Raw genomic sequence first — 24925 nt, 5'->3', positions numbered from 1 at the left:
TCAATCGCTCGGAGTTCTTATTGATTCAGTTCTTCGACCTGTAGCCGGAAGAAGATCGTTGAGGTGGTCTCAACGCTTTGCTTCGCGCGCACGGTTACGGTTTCAAAATGGTCGCCATGGTCGATGGCGGGAGGAATGGTTTCGAGATAGTCCGATCCGGTGACCCAACTGTCGGGGGAAAGGTCGGGACTCATTTCCACGGTGTAGCGTAAATCGCCGACCGTGTAACCGCTCTCGGCATTGCCCGTACCTCCTTGCCTGCGTCGATAGCTGAACTCGAAATAATGCTCATTGTTTTCGGTCGCCATCGCGCAGTCGGGAAGATTGCCGGAGCCGGATTGGTTCGGTGGGCTGCCCTGGGCGAATTCGAGAAGGTTGGGGATCCCATCATGATCCGGATCCGCCGAGGGATCTCGATCCGTGTCGGGTAGATCTCCGAGATGTTGGTCCACCCATTCACTGTAGTTCGGGACCGGGGAATTCCCGGTCAACGGCTCGGTCTCATAGAGCGCCTGGATTTCACTCGGAGCGAGCACGCGGTCGTAAAGGCGGACTTCATCGATCTCTCCGGCAAACCCGGTGCCGTAGCCCGTGTTCAGAATGCCGATCGTGACCGGACAGTCGAGGACCGGAATCGTGTTGATGCTGATGGTGGTGGATGCGACCTCAATACCGTCGCTGTAGAGTTTGAGATTGTCGGTCGATGCCGAACCATCAAATGTCATGACGAGGTGTTTCCAGACGTCTACTTCGTTCAGGGAGTAGTCGGTGGTGAAACGCTGGCTCCCGATGTCGAGGTTCAGGTTCGAATTGGTGTGGGAGAAAATGCTGAAGCAGCGCTGGTTTGCGCTCAAACCTTGGCGTTTCGAGATCAATCCGCGCGGTTGGGAATCGGCGATCGAGGGGCGGACCCACAGGGATACACTGAGAGCATCGCTGCTGTAGGCGTCTTTGTGGGGCGCTGCAGTCCAGTCGTCGTTGCCGTCGAAATGGATCGCGCGACCGGCGACCGATTCATCGGTAGGACTTGCATCTCCCCCGAAAGCGGCGTCGTTGAAGCCCGTTGAGTCGAAGGCTGTCGTTTCGTTGCCCGAATCGAATTTCCAGCGGGAAAGAAGGTTGTTTGCCAGGCTGCCTTCAAAGTCGCTCGTCGTTTCGGTTACCGAAGCGCTTGGGGACTGTCCCGCAGCGTTGGAAGCTGCCAGCCAGAAATAGTATCTCGTGTTCGGGGTGAGATTTTCGACGAGAATCCCACGGGTATCCGGATCCAAAATGAAATTGGGGCTGGAGGGTTTCTGATCGGAGGTGCTCGAGTAAAGGTGGTAAGCGCTCTCGTTGTCAGCGTTGTCTTGCCAGCTCAGGGAGAGGCTGGTTGCCGTAGGTCCGTTGGCGGTGAAGAGAGTAGGAGCGAGTGGGGGAACGAGAATATCCGTCGTCTGCGAGGCGGTGATGGCGTCCGACTGCCCCCCGGCGTTCGAGGCAGTGATCCAGAAGAAGTATTCGGTCTCTGGCGCGAGATTCTCGACCTTGAAGTTGTTCTGAGTGCCGCTAATGCGGGCCTGCGGGGCTGGAGGTTGCTCGTATTCCGTACTCCAGTAGAGAAAATATTCGTCAATCATCCCGGTCGCCCCGCTCCAAGATAGGGTGAGGCTGCCTGATGTCACATCGGAGATGTTTACCTCTGTGGGGGCCACCGGAACTTCGGGAGGGGCATAGCTTTCCAGAACCGCCATTTCATAGACTTTTGCGCGATGCTCGTATTCCGGCAAGTCGGTGCGATTCGGGTCGGTGATCTTGAGGCGGACGAAGCGGAGGAGGGTGGGGTCGAATTTGTGCTGGCGGCTGAATTCGTAGTTTTCGTCCTCTTCGGCAAGGGAGAACCATTCGCTGCCGTCGAGGCTGCCTTGTAACTGATAAGCGGCGACGGTTTCGTTGAGCGTGTACCAAGTGCCCGTGCTGTCGCCGGAAAAGTCGCCTTCGACCTCAAACCATCCGGTTTCCTTATTGTAGTCCCGATCATTGAGGATGGTGTAAGGACCGCCGTCGTTTCCGTGGGTATCTTTCAGGTAAATTTGGTGAGCCGGGATCTGTCCGTTTTTCGCCCGCCGGTTGTGGAAGGGGGCGTAAACGCGTATGCGGCCGGCGGTGGGGGAGGCTTCGATCGAGGTGATTCGCCCCTTGGGCGCGACAGGTTCGATCGCGGCGCTGGTCGACCAAGAGAAACGAAGAAAGACCTGGTCTACGGAGAAGACATCACCGAGATCGAGTTGCACCCATTTGTCGTCATAATTGGAGGTGCTTGAAGCCCAGTAGGAGTTGGAGTATCTCTTTACGCGCTCGGAAGGTTGACCCGATTCTTCGTCACCGGCTGTGGCAATGGTCTCGGTTCGGTCGCTGAGGTTCACCCGTTCAGGTTTGCCGGGGACCTGTCGGGTTTTGCTCAGGAACCATTCGTACAAGTTGGGATTGTGGTAATAGTGTCCGAGGTTATATTGTTTGTAAGATTGATGGGCATAGCCGGGATACATCGTCACCCGATGTTCGGCTTCCGGTAGGTGGATCCGCAGAGCGTTGTTGGCGGTGAGAACTTTTTCGGGGGTGTGCTCAGTGCCGTCATCCAAGCCGCTCATCGACCAGACAGCTACGTTGTCCTCGGCGATTTTGCCGTGTTGATTGGTCACTACCGAGCGGCCAGCTACGACCGCGGCCGCAGCGAAGCGGTTAGGGGTATTGGCATCTCCGGTTAAGACATTCCAGGTGCCCTGGCCGCCAAAGCTGAATCCGGTTAGGTAAACGCGATCCGGGTCGATCCGATACTCGGCGGCGACTTCGTCGAGGAGGGCGATCACGTCTTCCGCTTTCCAGTCGCCGCGGGATCTGCGGACCTGGGGGGAAATCAGGATGAAGTACTCATCCTGGTCGTTGACGGTGAACTTCAGCGGGTTTCCATTTTCAACGTGGTGAGTCGGGGTGTTCCGAGCATTCCTCAGTCGATAAAGCTCGCTGGTCGTGCCGTAAGAGGAGTCGGCACAGCGCTCCCCGAAACCGTGAAGGTAGATGATCGTGGGGAATTCTCGGGCGGGTTCGTCTTCGTAGATTTCGGGGAGGTGGAGGAGGTATGGCATGCCGCCATCCACCGCGGAGACTTTCGCGATGTTGCTCGCTCTCAGCGGACCGGCCGTCAGGACCAGAAAAGCCGCCAGTGCGGAAAGGAATATTTTGAAGCGGGGTGTCAGCATGGAGATTTCGAAAACCTCGCCCTCTGAAGGCTATTCTCGGGGTTCCTGGAAAGGTCGTCAGAGGAACGAATTGAGCGGGGATATAACGATATAGTTCTCCATTGTGAGAAGAGACCGGTGGGGGTCGATTTCAATTTGAGAGCGATTAATGCACACGGTGCATTGATCCGGAATGGGTATTTTGGATCCGAATTGATGGAAATCTGAGAAGGAAGTTTCCTTCGGGGGCGGAAAGAGATTCGTCTTTTTTGAAAAGTATAACGATTTATCTTTCACTTTTGCAGTCTTTGGATTTTCGCGGATGTGGACGAGCGTGACGTTCGGTCCGGGATACGGATTCGTCGAATGATTGCCGAGGGGCAGGGTGCGGGAGCTGGAAGCTCCCACTACTTTGATTCGACGGTTGGGACAAAGGTAGTGGGAGCATCCTGCTCCCTCCTTTCGGGTTGGTTGGCAGTCTGTGCTGGGTTGCCGGGATTCGGGCGGCGGTTCGAATCAGGCGGCTGCTCGACGGATAATTGCCGAGGGGCAGGGTGCGGGAGCTGGAAGCTCCCACTACTTTGATTCTAAGGTGGGGACAAAGGTAGTGGGAGCATCCTGCTCCCTCCTTTCGGGTTGGTCGGCAATCTGTGCTCGGTTCTGGGATTCGGGCGGCGGTTCGAATCAGGCGGCTGCTCGACGGATGATTGCCGAGGGGCAGGGTGCGGGAGTTGGAAGCTCCCACTACTTTGATTCGAAGGAGGGGACAAAGGTAGTGGGAGCATCCTGCTCCCTCCTTTCGGGTTGTTTGACAATCTGTGCTGGGTTCCGGGATTCGGGCGGCGGTTTGAATCAGACGGCCCGGCAGCGACGGGAGCACGGCCCTCCTGGGACTGGGATTATTCCACGCGTAGACGGAAGAATAGGAATTGCTTGTTCGCAGCGCTCATGCGTTGCCGCAGGATCCGGTCGCCAGAATTTGGGTCCCAGTCGAGAGTTTCGATTGGCGTATCGAGCGGTGTCCAGTCTCCGTTGCCAAGACTTGTGCTGTACTCCACCACGGCCTGAAGGTCTTTGGCGTCGCCACTGCGATTCCAAGTCAGGCCAGCCCAACGAACCCCTTCGATCCACTGCAGGGTAAGGCGGGGTTCGTTCTGCTCATGGCGGTGTCCCGACCGGGGTTCCGTGTCAAAGTAACGCTCGAAGAGGTTGGATCTCCCGTCGTGGTCGGGGTCGGCCTCGGGGGCGCTGGTGGCAGCTTGTGCTTCGTCGGTCGAGGCGAAATGGCGATAGCGCCAATCGTCTTCCGGTTTGTCCAATACGGTGAAATCTGCGGTAGAGGCATTCCCCAATGTGTATTCCGGCGTGGCGACCAAGTGGACCGCCCCTGTCCGCGAACCTTGGGGAAGGTCGTCGCGGATCGGGAAAATCCAGAGATCGATGGCCCGTTCCCCTGTGGGAATGGTGACGCTTGCCGGAAGGGGATCATAGTGGGTTCCGGAAACGGCGGTTCCGTTCGCTTGGATCTCCACGGTGAGAGGGGAGGCGTAGGATTCGCTTTCCCGGAGGATTTGCAGACGTGCGGGTGTGCCCCTGAGTTCATCCGCATAGGGATGGGAGGAGAATATTTGGACCGTGGTTGGGTGTGTGTCTTCGGAATAGACGAAGCGTACGGCATCAGCGATGACGTATCCGTCTGCGCCTTCATTGCTGAGAGTCAGGGCGTCGGACGTTCCCGCGTCGAAGTTCCAAGTGCCGAGCCAGTTCCATTGACCTCCATCCACCTGTTGATTGATGCGCATGTCGTCCGTTCCGTGCGCGTGATTTACGGTGACCAAGGCGTTGCTGGCGCGATTGTCGAAGGCCGCCCACTGAAGATAGACCTCGTAGAGGCCGCTATCGGTCAAGAGGGGCGAGAAGGTTGCGCTCTTGCCGGACCTGGTGTTGTTATCATGAAGGTAGCGGGTGTTGTAGGCTCCCGGGGCGCTGGAACTGGTCAGCCAGTTTCCAATGAGACGGAGATGATCCGTATCCGCGTTGTCGACGATCACTTCCGTTTCGTGGACGACTGTATCTGCGCCCAGAATTTGACGGTCGGCGATGAGTCGCATTCGCAATTCCGCATAATCTACCTCCTGAACGGAAATCTTCTGATCGATGGCCAGGCCCGCAGCCGTTGAAGCGGATTGCGAAAGGACCATGAAGCACGGTTCCATTCGCATTGAGCAAAAAGCGACATGACTGGCGGAGATGCTCCACGGAACGAGGAGATTGGTCGTATTGTCGGCCGGGGGAACGAGGGCGCGGTAGGGGATGCCCCACGGGATGTGGTCGTGGCCACCCGTGTCTCCCTCGACTCGGACCGTACCGTCGGCACCGACAAAGCGACGGCTGTGATGGGCGTCCGCTCGGTAGTTGGCCAGACCGACAGGGTCCGGAACGGGAGTGTTGCCGTCGTAGTGGTCCTGCGTCGTTACGTGGTCGGAGACCATACGTCGGGCCTCCCGGACATAGAGTTCGTGGGGCCAGCCCTGGGTTTCCGGGTGTTCCCCGATGGGAAATCCAAAGGCGTTGACGCGATCGATGGCTTCCTGGATGGCGTCTTGCTGGCTGGGGGAAACGGAAGGATCGGAGGTAAGGGCGGCGTAGGCCGGATCGGTCTTTACATACCAGAGCATCCCCAACTGCCAATTGACATGGCTCTGGTAAATGAGCTCGCGGGTGGCGTAGTCGGCTTCCCACCACGGGATGAAACCGCCTTCTCCGTCGGGCCAGCGATTTCCTCCGATGTGGTCGGTGGCGACTCCGCGGTCGAAGAGGTGATGGTTGTTGACGTCATTGGCAATACGGCGAACGGATGCATCCCCTCCGTTTTTGTGAAACCGATAAAGGATCTCAAAGTTGGCGGCGTCGTATCCATCGGGTTTGAAGATCGGTTGCTTGTTTGTCCAGGTCGTGAACATCCGGAAGTTGTAGGCTTGGACGTGCTCGTCGGCCTGGCCGACCTCGCCCTCGGTTTCGCCTTCGATAAGGTTGTCGATCAAGCCGCTCTCCGGATCGCCGGGGATATTGTAGGCGTCGATTTCACCCAATGGTACGGAAGCCCGGCGGCCGGCGAGAGATTCGCCATATTGCGCTTGGGATTCCCGGCCATAGGTATAGGGGACTCCGGCCATCGCCATGAGATCGCCTTCGTAGGTACAATCAAGGAACATCCTTCCCCGAAAGATGCTGCCGTTTTCCATGTGGATGGCCACGATTCGGGTTCCCACCTTTTCGACGTGATCGAGTCTCTGCTCAAAATACGTGGGAATCGGCTCATCCCATTCGGCGGCGGGAACCGGATCACTGAGCATCGATTCAAACGTCGCCTCGGCTTCCGACGGGAGAAACCCGCTGTCTCCAACGACATCAAAAAACTCGCGGGTAATGCCCCCTTGCACCTCGGCGTTTACGCCATCGGTGTGGGTAAGACCTCCGGAAGTCATCCCACCGACGTGTCGGCCAAAGACAACCAGCGCGACTGAATTTCCCTGCCGGACCGCTTGCACGGCCGCAACCACACCACCCGAAGTTCCGCCATACACGATGATGTCGGCCTCCACATCGACCTGTGGTGCGTCCGGTGCGGGGTAATAGTACTTGAGGCCTGGATTAGGGGTCGACGCCGATGGGTAGGCTGCGAGCGGGAGTACGAGACCGATTGCGAGTATGAGCAGGCGGGGAAACACGGGGATGACGGATAGGGATCGAACGGGGGGAGTATCAGCAGGATTTTGTTTCCCAGGAGTCAGGCGCGGCGATAGAAGAGTGATGCACCAGTTGCATCATGGTTCGATGAACGGGAACTATGCGCGCCGACGACCTCGGCCTCGTTTGGTTCTTATTCTTTCAATTTCGGCAGCCCGGCCGAGCGGATGACGCGGGTCATCTCCTGATGCCAGTCTTTGTCGCGCCACATGCCGCGGAACTGGGGGCCGCAGAAGTTGCTGGTGGCCATCGCGATCCAGTTTCCTTTGCTCGCGGCATGACGAATACCGACTTCGCCCGCCCGTTTGACCCACTCCCAATCGAGTAGGGGCCAATCCTTGTAGTCGACGATGCTCCAGCACTCGGTGGTGATGAGCGGAAGTTTTAGCGCGTCCGCCTCCGCGCTCACTTGATCAATGAACTTCCTGAGCAGTGAGTCCCAATACTCGGAGTCAGACTCGTAAAAACGCTGAGCATTCAGCGCAACATTCTCATAGCCTTTACTCTCGAAACGCTCGTATTGATAACCAATGCGATTGTAGAATTCGTGCTGGTTGGCTTGTGACATCCAAATATGGGGTTCCAGAAAGTCGAAGGCTTCGGAAACCAGCTGCATCTGATTCTCCGACAGTTGGAAGTTCCCAACGTTCGAAAAGGTATAGGGGATATCCGGGTAGTCGCGGCGAAGTTCCTCGATCGATTCCAGCATCCACTGGAGAGAGGAAGGAGAATTCCACAGGCCCTGTTCCGATGGTTTGGGCATGAAGAATGGCGCCCAGCAGTCAAGAGGCCATTCATTGCAGAAATCTACGTAGAGAATATTGTCCAAGAGCCCTTCTGCGGCGATGGAATCCAGAAGTTGTCTCCAGATGCGACTATGGCTGCGCGAAGAAACGACGGGAATCCGATCCAGTTCTTCGACTCGTTGAAACCAAGTGGAGAGCCCTACGTGAACATTGCGCTCGGAGCATCTCCGGATGAAAGTATTCAGGTTGGGCTGCACTTGGATGCGGTTGCGGGCGGGGGAGCCCCAATCCTGTTGATTCCAGCAGGGAATGATCGTCCAGACGGCTTCTGCATCCGTGGCGACGAGGTGCGGGAAAGCGTCGATCCGCACGGCGTTGTAGCCGCGCTCCACCAGCTCATCGAGGGCGAGGTCCCAGTCCTCGTAGCCGGCGCCGGGCCAGCGGCGTTCCAGCCAGGAAAAGTCCCACATGGTAATGGCGAGCGGTTCTTGGAGATTTTTCAGTTTCATGCGAGAAGCGGCGATATTGCGAAAGGGGAAGGAAGACATCGCAGCGAATTAGGAGGTCGGTTTTGCCGCTTTGCGTTCTCCACAAAGACGGAAGTTCAGGCCATCCGCTTGGAGAAACCAGGCGGGCAGGGCCGACCAGGGATGGCAGCGGGTATCGCGATCGCTCCCTTCGAACGTTTCCCACCACGTGGTCGTTTCGGGATCGTCGGTCATGACGGACCAAGCCTCCCGAATCAGCGGCATGACTTGATCCGAATGACCGGAAACAATCAACGCTTCGGCGAAGTAGACCCAAAAGTAAGGGGTGCAGCGGCAGATGTTCGGATGTTTCCAATCACGGATCAGGCGCTCCATCAATTGGTGGGCGTCGTCGCCGCCGGTGATCCCGGAGAGAACCGCCAAGACTTGCGTCTGCGCACTCCATCCTTTGAGCGCGTTGTCTTCCTCGTTGAAACAATCGGCGTAGTAGCCGCGTTCTGCCTGCCAAAAGCGTTCGTGGCAGAGTTTCCGAATACGCTCGGCGTCGAGTCGTTGGACGTCGAGTCTGTGGGCGTATCCGAGGGCCTCGGCCGACGCGGAGAAAGCATCGATGGCGATCGCGAGGAAGGCGTTGAGGGCGAGCTGGATGCGTGACCGCTCGATTCCCGGGTGCGAGAAGGTGTGCCAAATGGTCGGGTGGTCGAGAAAGACCACTTCGAAGCGTCCGCCATCGTAATTCTCGATTGCCAGAGGGTCGACTTCGATCAAACCGGACTCGGCAATTTGGTCTTGGGCCCAGCGGAGCGTCCGTTCGGCGACGGGGAGAAGCTCTTCGACGAGATCGCGCCGTTCCGGATGAAGGCGGCGATAGACATCGACCCCCCAGACAAAGATGAGGCAGAAGTCGATGAGGTAATGCGGCGGGTTGAGGCTGGAGAAGACCGCCGAGGGCATGAGGCCGTTCTCGTGCTGGGCTTTGGCGACAATCCGGAGGTAGTGCTCGAAGAGGGACGGCTCGTCGAAGAGTTGATCGATCCAGAGAGCGTTCCAAAGACCGTCGGCGATGAAGAGGGCTTGTTCCCGTGTCGGGCAATCCACGTTGGTCTCCTGGGTCGCAACCTGGAGGGTCCGCATGCTCACGTCCCAGAGACGTTGCATTTCCGGATCCGTGGAATCGAACGTTAAACTCGGTCGGATATCGGCTTCCCGTCGCCAAACGCCAAACGACTGTAAGTGCATCGGAGACGTATCGGGACGAAGAACAATCAGAAGGTAACGGAACCCGTTGTAGTTGAGTGTCCGAAAGTTCGGGTTCCGACCCGAGGCGAACCACCGAGTCGCATACTCGGCGTTGCCGCGGAAGGCCCATGGGCGTCCGTCGCGCAGGAGTTCGGCGCCATAGTGATCGACGATTCCGGATGCGGCTTCGACGGAAAACTCGGTCTGCCCGACCATTTCTTCCCCGAGGTCGAACATCAGGGCCAGCCCTTCTTCGCCCGCGGGAATGCGAATGCCCCGACCTTGGTCCCAGTCAGATTGATACGGAGCGATTTCTTTCGGCTGCCAAGCTTCCTCGTCGAGAATCTTCGCGAGTTGACCTTCCCCCTCGTCGGTGATCGGAGCGCGGTTGGACACTTTGGCCACCGCGCGAAGGCGCGTGGCGGGCACGGAATATTCCCGGAGGTCCGGGGTCATGCGCGGGGAAAGGGTGCTGCCGGGACGCCCGACCCGCGTGGCAGTTGTCCAGGAGGAATCGTCGAAGTCCGGATCGAGCCACCCTTCGGGATGTTTTGCACTGTCGAATTGCTCCATCCATCCCGTTGCCCAGGTCCGCCGGAGTTGGGTGGAGATCCAGCCTCCCTGTGGGCAGTGCTTCCAGGCTTCCGGGACGATCTCGATAGGCATCCAGGAACCGTCTCGGAGTCCGATCAAACGAGCCCATAGGCCTGCGGGAGCCAAGGCGTGACTCTGGGTGCGGACACCGTAGGAGTGGACGATGACCGCGAGGTTGAGGACCCCCTCGCTCGCCTCGACGGAGTAGCTGTTGTAGGTGCTGTCCGGCCAGATGGAAGGGCAGGGGCCTTGTCCGAGATACTCTCCGTTGGCGTAGAGATAAAAACGGGTCTGTGCGGTGATCTGGACCGCGATCTTCCCGTAGTCCTCGAGCCCAGTGATTCTTGTCCGAAAGAGAACCGTTTGGTTCGGATGTTCTTGGTCGGCCCAAGTCCACTGAACGGATTCGGGGGGCGGGCAGGTGTCGATGAATTCTTTCATGGGTCGAAACAGGGAGACAGGAAGACGGAGCTTTCCGCCTTCGCGATGGTTTTGATCAGGCGTGGTGCTATCAGGAAAAAGAAAGGTTGAAGGCTAGATTAACTATAACGATATAACAATCCTAATTTGACACTATAAATTTCAGTGATTGCGGTTCTTCTCTCTTTCAGCGACTGCGGATGATGGAAGGGAGCGGGACTGAGAAATGGAAGGATCTTGTTGATTTTCAGGGGAAAAAGAGTTTTTTTCGGTTGGGTCAGATTGGAATATCCGAACTGACGGATGACATGTAACGTTTTAGGTATGCCCAAGAAGAAATCTGCTCAGTCCGGAAGTGGACGTCCCACGATTCTCCAGCTCGCAAAATTAACCGGCTTCTCGCAGGGGGCGGTTTCCCGGGCCATCAACGGGCAGGGGGGGATCAGTGACGCGACGCGCGAGCGTATCCTCAAGGCGGCTCGGGAAATCGGGTATGCTCCCAATCCATCCGCCCGGAATTTCAAACGGGGATACACGAAGCGGATCGGGATGATCCTTCCGGACCTCGCGAACACCAATTATTCGGAGCTCTACGAGAATTTGGATCAAGTGGCCTCGGAGGCGGGCTACTCTTCGATGCTCGCCCTGGCTCACCGGTCTCCCGAGCGGGAGAGAAATTTGCTCCTGCAGCTCTCCGCCGGGGAGGTCGACGGTCTCGTCGTCAATCCCGTCGAGAACTTGGAGAATGTGGACGTCTATCAGAAGCTCAAGGCGTGGCGGTTCCCGCTCCTGTTCATCTACCGGGGATATGAGGATCAATTCGATAGCTTGGGAGTCGACTATACTTTCAGCCTGCGGAAGGCCATGCAGTATCTGAGGGACGTCGGGCACACTTCGGTGGCGTACTTGGGGCCAAACCGTCCGGATTTGCCTCCAGTGGGGAAATTGGTCGAAGTCATTCGTATCCTCGATGAGCTCGGAATGAAGTTTGACGAAGAACTGTCGGTGTTGGGAGTCGATTCCGCTGCGGAGGCCGGTCAGGAAGCCTTCCGAAAATGGAAGGTGCTGAAACGCAGGCCGACGGCGGTCGTGACCTACAACGACCAGACGGCCATCTCTCTCTTTTCCGAGGCGAAGCGGCTGGGGCTGAGTGTTCCCGGAGAGCTTTCCATTCTCGGCAGTGACGATATCGATGCGGCCGAACCGCTCGAACTCTCGACTCTGCGAGTGGATCGATCTCTTATGGCTCGATCCGTCTTCGAAATGTTGGACAACCGAATCAAGAATTTCGATTCGCCGATCCGTCTCCAAAGTCTGCGTTCGGAGTTCCTCTTGCGCAGCTCGATGGGGCCTCCGACGAGGAAGTAATTCACCGCTTTCGCAGAGTGGATGCGAAATAATGCTTTCCCTGCGAAGCAATTTCGATACTATAACGTTATTGTCATTTTGAATCCGAATCTTTCCCGCGAATCCCCTTTGCATTTATGAAAGTCATCATGGTCATGTTCGATTCCCTCAACCGGCGGTTTTTGTCGCCCTACGGTTGCGAGTGGACTCATACTCCGAATTTCCAGCGCCTGGCCGAGAAAACGTTGCGCTTCGACACCTCCTACGTGTGTTCGATGCCCTGTATGCCGGCTCGACGGGATCTTCATACCGGCCGTCCGAACTTTTTGCATCGCAGTTGGGGGCCGATGGAGCCCTACGACGAGTCGATGCCGCGGATTCTGAAGGAGAACGGCGTCTACACGCATTTGATCACCGACCACTACCATTATTTCGAGGACGGCGGATCGAACTACCACACGAAGTATTCGAGCTACGAAGCATTCCGCGGGCAGGAGGGAGATCCCTGGATCGGACAAGTGCGCGACCCCGAAATTCCGGAAGATGCGGAAGGGAGGCACGGTCTCAAGGGCTACGCACCGGCCCGGCAGGACTGGATCAACCGTCGGGAGATGCAGGAAGACGACAAGCAACCTCAGAGCGGTGTCTTTCGGGCGGGACTGGACTTTATCGATCGGAACAAGGGGGAGGACAATTGGTTCCTCCAGATCGAAACCTTTGATCCGCATGAGCCCTTCTTTTCGTTGCCGAAGTACAAGGAGCTCTATTACGAGCCTCACTACAAGAACTACAACGGCCCGCATTTTGACTGGCCGAATTACGAACGGGTCCAAGGACGTCTGGATCTCGCCGAGCACGGGCGTTACGAGTATGCTTCGCTGGTCTCAATGTGCGATGAGAAGCTCGGAACTCTCCTCGATAAGATGGACGCGGAAAATCTCTGGGAGGATACCATGCTGGTCGTGTGGACCGACCATGGCTTCCTTTTGGGTGAGCACGATTGGTGGTCGAAGATGATGATGCCCTGGTGGGAGGAAACCGCGCGGACTCCCTTCTTCGTCTGGGATCCACGTACTGGAACGCGGGGTGAGTCCCGTGAGTCTCTGGTCCAGCCTTCGATCGATCTGGCTCCGACTCTTTTGAGCTTCTTCCATCAGGAAATTCCGGCCAGCATGACCGGGCACGACCTCTCGCCGGTCATTGAGTCGGATCAACCGGTGCGCGAGTCGGCGATCTTCGGCCAGTTCGGGAATCAGGTGAATGTCACGGATGGCCGCTATGTCTACATGCGTGCCCAGCAGGAGCGGTTGGGGAAGATCTCCGAGTATACGCTCATGCCCTGTCATATGCGTTCTCCGTTCGGAACGGATAGCTTTTACAAAGGGCGGATGTCCTTGGCGGAACCATTCGATTTCATGAAAGATTGCCAGGTCATGCAGATCGACTGCACGGGGATGGGATGGTCGGACGAGTCGTCCTGGGAGCGCGATTCCGAGACGAAACAGACCGTCCTCTACGACCTGGAGCTGGATCCGAATCAAGAATCTCCAATTCAGGATGAGGAGGTCGAATCGAAGATGTTGGCGCTGCTGGCGAGCAACATGAAGGCCTGTGACGCGCCGCGGGATCAGTATGTCCGGCTCGGCCTGGAGCCTCCGATTGCCTCGCACTAGGAATCTTTTTGGATTCTGTTGTAGATTGGCCAGCCTGTCCGCCGAAGTGCCCGCAATCGCGGGACGCAGGACGGATGAGGCCGATGGACGTTAGCTTGGGTTGAGGATTCTAACGACTCTGCCTCTCCGTGGGGGGAAGGGCTCCCCCACTTCCGCCGTCAGTCGCCAAAACCTCCCAAACTTCGCCAATCCCAGTAATGCCTCGGGGGCCCTCAATCCACGCGACAGCGGCCGAGCCGAGACAGGACCAGCAGCCTTCTCCCGGAGCGCGGTGCTTCAGCCCGCGTTAGTCTCCAGCGCGCGGGAGCAAGGATGCTCCCACAACTTTGCCGATCCTACGCAGCCGACTAAAGTCGGTACAACCAACCCGTTCCCACCTAGAAATCACCAACGTCAAAAAAATTCCGTCATCCCGTACGCGCATGACTTCAGTCGTGCGCATTCCCACGCCTGCCCTCCCCGTAGGGACTTCGCTTGCGGAGTCCGCCCGCGGGTCGGATAGGTTCCGTGCCGCGCTCATCCGCCTCACGGCGGGATGCTACGAATATTCTGAGGCGACAAGATTCCCGGAATCCTCGCGTCTACCTCTGGATCCGCATCAAATTCGTCCGGTAGTCCCGGGGAGTGGTTCCGCGGGCTTGGCGGAAGCATTTGTGAAAGTAGCTCGCGCTCTCGAAGCCACAATCGAGCGCGATCTCGTAGACGGAAAGTCGGGTGGTGGCGAGGAGGAGACAGGCGCGTTCGATGCGTTCCTGGTTGATCCATTCGGTCGGGGTTTGGCCGAGGTGTTGCTGGAAGCTCCGGGCGATGTGCTCGCGGGATCGACCCATGATGCGGGTGAGGGCGGGGAGGCCCTCGGTCACGACATCGCTCTCGGTCGCCCGGGAGAGGCCGTCGGCCATCCAGTCGGGCATGTTGGGTCGCTGGAGGGTCGTGGACTGACGAGGTTGTAGGAGGCGGGCCAGGCTCAGAAGCAGCCAGGATGCGTTGCGCGCACTGCGGTCCCCGGCGACTTGAGCCACCCATTGGGTGAAGTCTTCAACTTGTTGCTCATCAAGTTCCACGGACTGGACGGGATCCCCTTCGCGCCAAAGTCCCGGAGTGAATTCGGCAAGGGAAAACACTTTCTCGAAGGTGCTGGCGCGGAAGGCCAGGTTGAGGAAGACCAGATTTTTAAGACCGTAGATCGCATGCGCGTGTTCGGGGCGGAGAAAGTAGAGGGTGTGGCCCCTCAGCGGAGTTTCTCCTTCGGGGAGTTTGTGGGTGCCGTTCCCGTCGAGGACGAGAAAACATTCGTAGAAGTCGTGTCGATGCATGGCCGGAGCCCGCATGCGCTTGAGTTCAATCGTCGCCACGTGCAGATGCTCCTCGTTGGGGCAGATCTGGCGCCAGAGGATGGTTTTCATGATATCACAATAGAGCACTTTTATGCTATTGGGAAGGACGAACCCGAGAACGCTTTCTGATAGTCTGGTGGCATGACTACCACAACCAACCCACGCCTCACTCCCGAAGAAGTCGAACACTACAAAACCGAGGGATACGTCATCCCGAAGGGCAAAGTGTTTGCGGACGATAAATTCGAAGCCCTTTCGGATTATTTTGATGAAAAGCTGGCCGCTTGGCCGAAAGACGAGCGTCCGGAGCAGATGGACACGCCTCACTTTGCGGATCCGAAGCTCCTGGACTGGGCGCTTGCTCCCGAGGTCGTGGACCTGGTCGAGCCGTTGCTCGGGCCGGATATCATTCTTTTCTCCACCCACTTTATCTGCAAGCCGCAAGGGGATGGCCGTCGGGTGCCCTGGCATGAGGATAGTGCCTATTGGCGCCGCATGCTCGACCCGATGGAAGTCGCGACCGTGTGGTTGGCCATCGATCCCTCGACGAAGAAGAACGGCTGCATGTACGTCATCCCGCGGACTCACAATACCGGGAAAATGGGATTCTCCGATTACGAGGGAGTCGATGTGACGAAGAGTGTTTTCGATACCGAGATCGTCAAGAGCCAGCGGAAGGACGAGTTGGCCGTGCCTTGTGAACTCCAACGGAATCAATGTTCGTTGCACGATGCCCGCACTCAGCACGGAAGCCCTCCCAATACCTCGGATATGCGTCGTTGTGGCTGGACCCTGCGTTTCATCCCGGCCTCTTCCAAATTGAACGAGGACTATCACGACCGTCACCTCATGTACATGGCCCGGGGGAAGAATCTTTTGAATCAACCGATGGCCGATCCGACGAAGAGTTACGCGCACATCAACGAGCTGCGCCGGCAGTTGGGGGTCAAAGCACACTGATCGCATGAAACTTCTCTTCACCAAATCGAAATGGGAAATGTGGGACGACCCGCTGGAAGATTTTCTCCAGCGGGCCGCAGCCGACGGTTTCGAGGCGGTGGAGATTTACTTACCGGCTCAGCCGGAAAGCGCTTCCGAGATAGCAGCCCGTGTTTCCGATCACGGGCTGCTCTTGGTGGCCCAGATCATCACCGAGGGCGAGACGCCCGAGGATCATCTGCGGTCACTGCAGGAGCGTTTTGCCAAAGCTGAGGAGTCCGAGCCGTTGCTGATCAACAGTCATACCGGTTGCGATGTGTTCGGCTTTGCCGAGAACTGCAGGATTTATCGGGAGGCTTGTCGGCTCTCGGAGGAGTCGGGGATTCTCTTCACGCAGGAAACGCATCGGGGCCGTCCGACTGGTAGCGGTCCTATGACCCGCGACCTGCTGCGGGAGATCCCGGAACTTCGTCTGAATGCAGACTTTTCCCATTGGTTCTGTGTGCACGAGAGCGATCTCCGCAACCAATCGGAGACCGTGGAACTGGCCATCCGGCACAGCTCCCACATTCATGCACGGGTCGGATTTTCCGAGGGCCCGCAGGTCCCGGATCCTCTGGCTCCGGAGTATCGCGATTGGACAGACCTGCACTTGGATCTTTGGAAACGTATTCTCGATGTGCGGAAGAAGGCGGGCGCTTCCTTTCTCACGATCACTCCGGAATTTGGCCCGCCGCCCTACATGCCGGTCGAACCTTTTACCGGGCGACCGCTGGCGGATGCCTGGGATGTGAATGTTCGCTTTCGCGATTACTTGAAACCGATTTTAACCTCAAATGAAAACCCTGTCGGAACTCTCTCCTGAACATTGGCTCGCCTCCGAGGCTCTCTTTCGGAAAGGCATCCTTTACGCCTGGGAGCTGACGGAGCAGCATCGCAAGAATGAGGGAAACTCCCCGGAGGATCGTGAGGCGGCGGTTCTGTCCGTTCAGTTCCGGGGGATGTTTCAACCCGTGGAAAGCGGCGATGTTTTCGCGGGCAGAGTCCTCTATCCATTGGCGGGGCTGAGCCCGGAGCCCGTCAATCTGGGGTATTATTGTTGCTTCCAAGCACTCGAAGAGGGGGCCAAGCTGTATCCGGCCTGTGCCGAAGCGGCTGCCGAAATCACTCGCTATTGGCGGGGGAAAACCACCGTGGAAAAGGTCCGTGCCTCTTATCCGCAGTGGGTCTCGGAGCGTCTTCCTTCCGATGCGTGGACCGAGGACAGCGGAGTGGCGTTTCCGCTCTACCGCATGGCGGGCTCGTCTTTGGACTTTCCCAAGTTGTTGCGTTTGGGGCTGGATGGACTGGAGACCGAACTCTCGGGCAGTCCCTTTGCGTTTGTGGTCGGTCATTTGCGGGAGACGATCGATTCTTACCGGGCATCGGTTCCTCCGGAGATCGAAAAAACGCTGGCGGCGATTCGCCATGAGCCTCCTCGCCATTTTCGGGAAGCCATTCAACTCTTCTGGCTCTACGCCCTTCACTCGGGAACCTGGAACTACGGGCGCCTCGACGTGGCGTTGGGGCCCTTCCTCCAGGCGGATTTGCAGCAGGGGATTTTGCGCCGTGAAGAAGCGTTGGAGCTGGTCTGCGGTCTTTGGCGGTTGATGCATGCTTACGACAATATGTATGACAATCGGCTGATCGTAGGAGGGCGGGGGAGGCCCGACGAAGAGGCGGCGGATGAATTCGCCCTACTCGCGATCGAGGGGACCCGGAAAGTCCGGCTCAATCAGCCTCAACTCTCCCTGCGGTTTTACGACGGTCAAAACCCCGAGCTGTGGGAGCGTGCCATCGATGCGATTGGGGAGGGGTGCACCTTCCCGATGCTCTACAACGACGAGGTCAACATTCCGGCGGTGCAGAAGGCTTTTGGGGTCAGTCTCGACATGGCCGAGCAATACACTCCCTACGGTTGTGGCGAGTATGTCCTGAGTCACTACAGCGAAGGTTCTCCGAATGGAGTAATCAATTTGCTCAAAGCCTTGGAGGTGACTCTGCACGGCGGGCGGGACCCCAATACCGGACGAAAGGTCGTTGAGGATTTTCCCGCGATCACAGACTACCAGGACTTCGATGCGCTTTGGGAGGGCTATTGCCGGGTGGTCGATCACCATGTGACCGCTTTGGCGCTTCAGCAGAAGTTGGAGTATGACGTCATGGCCCAAGAGGCTCCTCTGGCCTTTATCAGCGCCTTGACTTCGGATTGTGTGAAGCGAAAGAAGTCTGCCTTCGGGGGTGGGGCACGCTTCCTCGGAGGATGTTTGGAAACCTACGGCAACACGAATGCCGCGGACAGTTTGCACGTGATCGAGGAATTGGTCTACCGCCAGAGGCGATTCACTTTGCCCCAACTCGTCGAGGCGATGGATGCCAACTTTGAAGGTTTTTCCGAGATTCAGGCCGCCTGTCGCCAAGTCAGTAAATATGGCAACGATGAAGGGCTGGCCGATGCCATGGCTCGCAAGGTTCATGAACACATTTGTGCGGAAACCTCGAAGCAGGCGGAACGGGTCGGGTTGGACAGCTATTTGGTCGTGGTCATCAACAATTGGGCCAATACCGTGCTCGGTTGGAAGACATGCGCGAGTGCCGACGGCCGTAAGTCCGGACAGCCGATGGCCAACGCCAACAACCCCTCCTCGGGGAGCGATCTCAACGGGGTCACGGCCTTTTTGAACTCGCTGGTAAAACTGGATCCTTCCCTCCATGCCGGGGCGGTGCAGAATATGAAATTCTCGAAAGAATGGTTCGGGGCGATGCGGCCGAAGTTCGATGCGCTGCTGCGGACCTATTTCCGTCACGGAGGAGCGCAGGCCATGGTGACCGTGGTTTCCCGGGACGACATGGAAGCGGCAATGCGCGAACCGGAAAAGTGGGGACACCTGATGGTGCGCGTCGGGGGATTCAGCATTCGCTTCGTGGACCTTCCGCGCCCCGGACAGTTGGAGGTTTTGGCGAGAACTCTGAACTAGCATCATGAAGACTCAAGAGTCAGTGGCGGATTCCGGAATCGTTTTCGACATTCAGCGAGCCTCCTTGCATGACGGACCGGGGTTGCGGACGACGGTCTTTCTCAAAGGGTGCCCGTTGCGTTGTGCCTGGTGCCACAACCCCGAATCCCAGAAGCGGGAACCGCAGGTCGGTCGATCCGGAAAGCTGTATGGGAAGCGGATGTCCGTGGACGACGTCATGGATGTGGTTCGCGCGGATCGGTCCTATTACGAGTCATCGGGTGGGGGAATGACCGTTTCCGGCGGGGAGCCCACGGTGCAGTTTGAATTTTGCCGGGCGCTTCTCCAAGCCGCTCGCAACGAGGGGATTCATACCTGTCTCGACACCTGCGGCCAAGTCTCGCGCGAGCGGCTCGAGGAACTCCTGCCGTGGGTGGATCTCTTCCACTTCGACCTCAAGCATTGGAATGCCGCAGGACATCGCCAGTGGACCGGAGTCGATGGTCGCTTGATCCAGCAAAACCTGGACTGGCTTCTGGAGCAGGGCGCTCGGATTCATTTGCGATGCCCGATCATTCCCGGAGTGAACGACGACGCCGAACACGCAGCCTTTCTGGACCGCTGGGAACGCCATCCCGGAATCGAGTATTTGGAGCGCCTTCCGTATCACTCGATCGGCAATGCCAAATACGAAGACCTCGGGATGGCGGTTCCGCAGTTCTAGCATCCCGTTATATTCCTCGCTCTTCGCTCAATTCCAAGATTGTCAAAAATCTAGACCTGACAAAGTCGCCCTCACTGCGGCCATGAGAAAGATCATCATCCATCTTCACTCCATCGCAAAAAATCAAAATCAAAATTTATCCCTTGCATGAGAGACACAGTTGCTGACGTCATTCAGTCTGACTAAAAAGCATGAAACATTGGGCTGACCCCATTTGCCTCCTCTCCTCTTCCGATAAAAGCTTGGTAATTACTCAAACTTTTGTTCTCGCTCTTCGTCTCTATGTTGTTCCCGCACTCTCTCGCGTTCAATTTCTCTACTCAATCTTGCGAACACTTTTTTGGCTGCGGCAGCGATGTCAGTTCTTTCATGCTGCGTAAGCTCCTCGATAGCTCTAACCCTAGGCTGCATAGCGCTGACACGGCTGCCCGACCAAGAAGATGGAGCGACGCGATCTGCGTAGGCGTGAAGGACTTTTTCGGGCTCTGGTGCCGCTTCAAGAAATTCTAAAGCAGATTCTATTCTGAAAGAGTCGCTCCCGTTGCTTTCATTCTTTTCCCAAAGCACTATTCCGTAAGCAATCAGTTCCCAGACGACTACATCGTTCTGCTTCCGACACCAACTGATCAGAACACTGACATCGACCTTGGACAGCGGAGACCGCCTTATTCCACCGCGATGGATGAAGAATTTTCGTCGATGCTGTTGGTCCTCTGTGCCGAGGAGCAAACGATTCAAGAACGCTTCCGGCATTAGCTGTGCCGTTGTTGCTATGGCGTCGTCGAAAGAATGAGTGTATCCATAATGCTTATCTACGAAGGAGTAGATGGTATCTATCCATTGGCTCTTCACCGTTTCATTGCCATCGAAGCTTAGCGCAGCCCTGACTACTTTCTCAATTTGGTAGTCTTTGCTCTCTCCAAAATCGTTCTGATCTGCTAACAGCGATTTAGTTGCCGCCTCCAAGCCTAGTTTCCGAAATTCGGGTCCCAGAGTGTCCTCAGCAGGGTCTTTACTATGTAGCTTCATGCTCAACGCTTCAAGCAACACGTCACTGCCGTTGGTTCTGGTGATTAGCCGTGTTGCAAGTTCCAACAATCGTTCGGATGGCAGGTTAGCATAGTTATCCCGCCATAGGATCGACTCGAACATGGTTGGGTTGGTGTCTTCATAATCAAGGAGGGCCATGCATCGATTCAGGTCGGCTTCAGTGAAGTCGCCCCAAGGATGAAGGCCCACAAGAACTCGCTTCAATTCTGGGTGTTGTGCACATTCATCCAGAAACTTGCGCGAAAGCTCAGGATCATTAGCAGCGACCTCCTCGATAAAGCCACCGATCACCGCAAAGTCGTTGTTCGAACCGGATGAATTAGCGAGGTGTTCCAGCAAGCCTTGCCAACCTTCGAGATAATTGTGGACCCCCTTCGCGAGGCCGACACCGAAGGCTCTGCGATAGGGCATCCAGTCGTTTGAGAACAATTCAGCTCCTAACTCATCGAGGGTATGGTCTGAAGCTGCAAAGCTCTCTCCTAAGTCTGTTGCCTTTGTAGCCAACCGATCTTCAGTCGCACGGTATTTGTCATCACTGCTGTTGTCGAACTCGTCGTCAAGTGCCCAGTAATCATGCTCTTTGCTTAGCACGTATGTTTTGATCTTCGCAATCAGGTCGCGAGGCTCCAGGTCCCGATCCAGGTCGGCCAAGTCTTGGGGAAGTGGTTCCGGCTCAGCTTCACCCTTCTCCCTCGTGTGGTCGAAGTAGATGATCGAACGAACGGCCTTCCAGCCTGCTCCCCAAGGCTCGTGATCATGGATCGCCCGTGCTGCTTCGACCAGCTTAGCCCGCATTGCTTCCTGATGCCAAAGACCTCGAAACTGATTCGCCAGGACCTGCCGTGCACGGCTCTTGATGTCCTCGTCGTCAGCGTTCGCAAGCCGCACTGCCAGATTAATGAAAGCAGTGCGCCATTCGACAAGTTGCTCATGGTTGGGGTGGTATCCGTAATCCCTCGGCCTTGCGCCAAACTCGTTCAGACCGAAGCCCGTCCATGGCGGTCCATCTAGTGCCGTGGATAGAAGCTTCAGTCCCAAGGAACGCCGTCCCGCATCTTCGGAACTCAGACACCTCTCTACGATGGCGAGGCGTTGTTTCATGGAAGCATGGGTGCCTGAAAGATAGGGCTGAAAGAAGCCAGAAATCTTGTCACTTACCGCATCATAATTGTTTTTTTCATCTTCACGGTCCGCAACGCGGATCAGCACCGACATGCAGCGGTCAAATGCGTGGGCCTCGTAGGCCAGAGACTGAAGCAGGTTGAGGATCGTGGTCCTTCGGGGATTGTGCTTCGGCTCCATTCCTTGAAAGTCTGGCGAGGTGAGTTCTGCTTCGATCCGATCAAGCAGTGCATCTGGTGCAACGGGCCCAATGTAGTCCAGCATCCTCAATCCATTCTCATCAAGGTCCGAAATGCGGCCAAGCAGGCCATCCGGTTGCAGCCAAGCCTCAACAATCTCTCTGGCAACAGGGTGATCATGCATCAAGCCAAGTCTGTGGGCGAACGACATCAGAAGGCGACCGTTTCCTGATACTTCAAACGTTGATCTCAGGGTCTCATCGGGGATGCTCTTCAACGCATAGCCTGCCAACCTGTTTGCGACTGCATGGGGCAATACCGCCCTCCAATGGGCTCTCCTTTGCACGACATGTCGGTCTGCCAGCTTCTTGGTAGCTCTGAACAATTGAGCCTTTGAGTGCCCTGAAATCGAGCCCAAGATTTCTAGTTCATTCTGACCGACCTCCGGGTCGGAAATCGAGAATGAGTATACCAACGACAGGGTTTCGGCCTGTTCGCGTAGGTCACCGTCTTCTCCCTTCCGTTGTTGGAATAGGCGGTTGAACAATTCTGCGTCTGACAATTGGGCGAGGCTCTCACCTTGTTCAACTCTTTCTGCAATCGCCAAGGCTACCCTGGAATTGCCATCAGCAAACTCGGCGACACGCCGTGCATTTCCTTGACCAATTTCGGGAAAACGGCGCACCAAAAGTTCTTCGGCGACTTCCGGTCCATTCGCTTCGATGTGGATCACTTCAGTGGTTTGCGGCTTGTCGTCTCTGATATCGTATTCAACCGTGATCAGGCGGACATCACTACTTGCAGCAGACACTTTGGCTGCCAATGCCGAATGCAGATCAGAGGGACAATTGTCGAGGACCATCACCGCGCGACGACCTTCGGCAATCAGACGATCCAGCATAGCAGATGCGGACGGATCGGGGTCTTGTCCCGTATCCACATAGACAGCGATAGTCCGGTCAAGTGAATCGTTACCGACAGTTTCGTCAAAGAGTGCTTGGACAATCCGTGTCTTACCCACACCCGAAAGTCCCGTGACGCGGATCGCTTTGTTTGATGTGCGTATCAGCCGACGCATAGGTTCTATTGCGTCTTCGATTGAAAGCTCATGACCTTTCTCAGTCGGCACGTGGACGGTCACGCCTGGAGCAGAAATGAGAGTGTCAAGTGATCCTTTGGGCGGGTTGCTCCAGGCTCCATAAGGTTGCCATCCCGAATAACCCTGACCAAGCTTACCTTTCAGCCACAGCAAAACCGACGGGCACTGCCGCACCCATTGGACCAGCTTTGAACGGTCGAAGAAATCGAGGTGGATGTTATCCTCGTTTGGATCATTGGCGACCGCTGCCCGCATGGCATCGAGGCGATCTTTCTTCATAGGTGGTGAACAATCGTCGGAGAGGCTCACGATGATGTAACTGCCGCCAATCTGGGCTTGGTTTGCGATGGTCGGGTTTAGTTCTCCATCCTTCAGCATCTCCGCTGCAATTGCGGACTTTGGCATAGAGTCTTTTTTGCACTGAAAGATCGTATCGGGACGAACGAGAAAGCCCGTATCGAAAGTAGGAACTGAGACCTGCACATGGATGTCGATGCCTCCATCGGAAACTTTTATGGAGCCTGACCAACTGACACTCGCAGGACTATGTCCATGTGATGCAACCTCAGCCTCACAGAGCCGAGCAATCAATTCTTCGAGAAGAGTGTCCGACAACCGCAGTAGATCGTCTTTCTCAACATCAAAAATCGCCATAATATTACTCAAAAATAATACGTTGCTAGATTAGTGTAGTCCCACCCATTATCCAGTTCCAAAAGAAGGGCTGGTAACGTCTAGGTGCTGCGCGAGTCCGAGGTGCGAGAAGTTTGAGAAAACCGGGGAACCAAAGATACGCATCCTCAAATTGTAAATTTATATGCTTCTTTTCTTTCATGTGATCTAGGGGGCGGGGGCTTTTCGTTTGATGCGATCGAGAATCTCGTCATTTCGAAAAAGTCTATTATTATGATGAAATTTAAATCCAACCGGATGATAGTAGATCTGTTTTGAAGCTTGGTTTAAGACATTTGCGTTTATGTGACCCACGATTTTTGAGGTCACTTTGGACTCGTCAGGTGATCCCTCAAATGATCCAACCATACAAATTCTTGAACTAAGCGGAAAAATTACTTCAGTATTTGGCATCCCGAACCCAGGAGAACTCTTGATCATTAGGGGTAGGTTGCGAGGGTCGTACCAATTGAGGATTACAGGCCGGTCGCTTGTGATAAAGAATCCGGTATCTTCATTTGCTCGAAGAAAACTCCATTTTCTACCCGCCATGGTCCGGGCAATTGGCTCAATCAATGACAGCTCGAGATCTATTGTGCTACTTTGATCGGGAGAAATTGCGTACCGTTCGCTCTCGATAAACTCCTTCATCTCTAGGAAATCCCAATCGTCAACATCTATGCCGTCTGATCGCATTTGTTTCAGCTGGGATTCGAAACGCTCCGGGGTTTTGACGCATTCTCGCAGGATTGCCTTTGAGAGGCTTGCTTCAGCCTCACGAATTTTGCATCTGCTTCCAGGGTTTCTGGCTGCAAAAAGGCTCATCATAGTTCGGAGTACACCCATTTCCTTCGCTGTCGGTGATCCATTCGTTTCGATCGACCGAACTGTTGGACGAATATCGGTTTCAAATTTGGAGAATTCCTTCTCCAAGAAGTGAGGATCCAACGTGGTCGAATTGATCCGATTGAAATCGCGACTTGCACCGACATTTCGTATGTTGGTGGCTTCAATCTCTTTCTCGTTTTCAAAATCAAAAACTGATACCTGCTTTCTCTTTCCGTTACCCCGCGCAAACCCCGCTAGGTAGGCTTGAGAAATGAAGTGGTGATTTCTCGGATTTTCTGATCGCTTCATGGAAATCTTCCTCAGTCTTTAAGATCGATTATAACGTTACTGTTGGTCGCTTCGAAAATCCAACATTTTGTAAGCGTTCATTATAATGGAGGGTGTGACTCCAATGGCACTTAGATAAGGCGTTTTTCTGAACGATCTGTGTCACTTTTTGCGTCTGCTTGGGGAAACAACCATTTGGTGTCTAGGTTTGGTCAT

At 56.0% G+C, this 24925-nt stretch carries 13 protein-coding genes; 6 read left to right on the top strand and 7 right to left on the bottom strand.

Annotation, left to right across the window (positions count from 1 at the left end; genetic code table 11):
* Positions 1–17: 17 nt before the first annotated feature.
* The 4 genes from H5P30_RS01330 to H5P30_RS01315 all read right to left on the bottom strand — a co-directional run bounded on the left by H5P30_RS01330 (position 18) and on the right by H5P30_RS01315 (position 10476).
* Positions 18–3239 (bottom strand): fibronectin type III domain-containing protein, encoded by a 3222-nt coding sequence (locus tag H5P30_RS01330; protein WP_185691166.1) that lies wholly within the window; start codon positions 3237–3239, stop codon positions 18–20.
* Between the two features lie 878 nt (positions 3240–4117).
* Positions 4118–6949 carry an FAD-dependent oxidoreductase gene (locus H5P30_RS01325; RefSeq protein WP_185691165.1) on the bottom strand — a complete coding sequence of 944 codons (2832 nt, stop codon included), beginning with the start codon at positions 6947–6949 and terminating at the stop codon, positions 4118–4120.
* A gap of 152 nt (positions 6950–7101) precedes the next feature.
* Positions 7102–8223 (bottom strand): cellulase-like family protein, encoded by a 1122-nt coding sequence (locus H5P30_RS01320; protein ID WP_185691164.1) that lies wholly within the window; start codon positions 8221–8223, stop codon positions 7102–7104.
* 48 nt (positions 8224–8271) lie between these two features.
* Entirely contained in the window at positions 8272–10476 is a 2205-nt protein-coding gene (locus H5P30_RS01315; RefSeq protein ID WP_185691163.1) for an alpha-L-rhamnosidase-related protein, read from the bottom strand.
* A gap of 303 nt (positions 10477–10779) precedes the next feature.
* On the opposite strand from H5P30_RS01315, the gene H5P30_RS01310 reads away from it, so the two are divergent.
* Positions 10780–11823: a LacI family DNA-binding transcriptional regulator gene (locus H5P30_RS01310; RefSeq protein ID WP_185691162.1), complete on the top strand. Its 1044-nt coding sequence runs from the start codon at positions 10780–10782 to the stop codon at positions 11821–11823.
* Between the two features lie 116 nt (positions 11824–11939).
* On the top strand, positions 11940–13475 hold the full coding sequence (locus H5P30_RS01305) for a sulfatase (RefSeq protein ID WP_185691161.1): 1536 nt from the start codon (positions 11940–11942) through the stop codon (positions 13473–13475).
* A 581-nt stretch (positions 13476–14056) separates the two neighbouring features.
* Here H5P30_RS01305 and H5P30_RS01300 read toward each other — a convergent pair.
* Entirely contained in the window at positions 14057–14881 is an 825-nt protein-coding gene (locus tag H5P30_RS01300) for an AraC family transcriptional regulator (protein WP_185691160.1), read from the bottom strand.
* A 72-nt stretch (positions 14882–14953) separates the two neighbouring features.
* Between H5P30_RS01300 and H5P30_RS01295 the strand changes: the two genes are divergently transcribed.
* Genes H5P30_RS01295 through H5P30_RS01280 form a run of 4 tightly spaced genes read left to right on the top strand, consistent with a single transcriptional unit; the run spans position 14954 to position 19471 of the window.
* Entirely contained in the window at positions 14954–15772 is an 819-nt protein-coding gene (locus H5P30_RS01295) for a phytanoyl-CoA dioxygenase family protein (protein WP_185691159.1), read from the top strand.
* A 4-nt stretch (positions 15773–15776) separates the two neighbouring features.
* A complete protein-coding gene (locus tag H5P30_RS01290; protein ID WP_185691158.1) occupies positions 15777–16616 on the top strand; it encodes a sugar phosphate isomerase/epimerase family protein in 840 nt (279 codons plus the stop codon).
* Positions 16588–18768 carry a pyruvate formate lyase family protein gene (locus H5P30_RS01285; RefSeq protein ID WP_185691157.1) on the top strand — a complete coding sequence of 727 codons (2181 nt, stop codon included), beginning with the start codon at positions 16588–16590 and terminating at the stop codon, positions 18766–18768. Before H5P30_RS01290 ends, H5P30_RS01285 begins: the two co-directional genes overlap by 29 nt.
* A 4-nt stretch (positions 18769–18772) precedes the next feature.
* A complete protein-coding gene (locus tag H5P30_RS01280) occupies positions 18773–19471 on the top strand; it encodes a glycyl-radical enzyme activating protein (RefSeq protein ID WP_185691156.1) in 699 nt (232 codons plus the stop codon).
* Between the two features lie 249 nt (positions 19472–19720).
* Here the strand turns inward: H5P30_RS01280 and H5P30_RS01275 are convergent, their stop codons facing one another.
* The gene (locus tag H5P30_RS01275) at positions 19721–23575 is read right to left on the bottom strand and encodes a hypothetical protein (RefSeq protein WP_185691155.1); all 3855 of its coding nucleotides are present in this window, start codon (positions 23573–23575) and stop codon (positions 19721–19723) included.
* Positions 23576–23761: 186 nt separating this feature from the next.
* Positions 23762–24730 carry a DUF4238 domain-containing protein gene (locus H5P30_RS01270; RefSeq protein ID WP_185691154.1) on the bottom strand — a complete coding sequence of 323 codons (969 nt, stop codon included), beginning with the start codon at positions 24728–24730 and terminating at the stop codon, positions 23762–23764.
* Positions 24731–24925 lie beyond the last annotated feature (195 nt).

This window comes from Puniceicoccus vermicola, assembly GCF_014230055.1.
GTDB lineage: Bacteria > Verrucomicrobiota > Verrucomicrobiia > Opitutales > Puniceicoccaceae > Puniceicoccus > Puniceicoccus vermicola.
The sequence above is the reverse complement of the archived record's forward strand: the minus strand, read 5'-3'. Positions and strand labels throughout refer to the sequence as shown.

Coding starts and splice junctions, on each gene's coding strand:
- H5P30_RS01330 (WP_185691166.1), bottom strand. CDS start 3,239: ATGCTGACACCCCGCTTCAAAATATTCCTTTCCGCACTGGCGGCTTTT.
- H5P30_RS01320 (WP_185691164.1), bottom strand. CDS start 8,223: ATGAAACTGAAAAATCTCCAAGAACCGCTCGCCATTACCATGTGGGAC.
- H5P30_RS01315 (WP_185691163.1), bottom strand. CDS start 10,476: ATGAAAGAATTCATCGACACCTGCCCGCCCCCCGAATCCGTTCAGTGG.
- H5P30_RS01310 (WP_185691162.1), top strand. CDS start 10,780: ATGCCCAAGAAGAAATCTGCTCAGTCCGGAAGTGGACGTCCCACGATT.
- H5P30_RS01305 (WP_185691161.1), top strand. CDS start 11,940: ATGAAAGTCATCATGGTCATGTTCGATTCCCTCAACCGGCGGTTTTTG.
- H5P30_RS01300 (WP_185691160.1), bottom strand. CDS start 14,881: ATGAAAACCATCCTCTGGCGCCAGATCTGCCCCAACGAGGAGCATCTG.
- H5P30_RS01295 (WP_185691159.1), top strand. CDS start 14,954: ATGACTACCACAACCAACCCACGCCTCACTCCCGAAGAAGTCGAACAC.
- H5P30_RS01290 (WP_185691158.1), top strand. CDS start 15,777: ATGAAACTTCTCTTCACCAAATCGAAATGGGAAATGTGGGACGACCCG.
- H5P30_RS01285 (WP_185691157.1), top strand. CDS start 16,588: ATGAAAACCCTGTCGGAACTCTCTCCTGAACATTGGCTCGCCTCCGAG.
- H5P30_RS01280 (WP_185691156.1), top strand. CDS start 18,773: ATGAAGACTCAAGAGTCAGTGGCGGATTCCGGAATCGTTTTCGACATT.
- H5P30_RS01275 (WP_185691155.1), bottom strand. CDS start 23,575: ATGGCGATTTTTGATGTTGAGAAAGACGATCTACTGCGGTTGTCGGAC.
- H5P30_RS01270 (WP_185691154.1), bottom strand. CDS start 24,730: ATGAAGCGATCAGAAAATCCGAGAAATCACCACTTCATTTCTCAAGCC.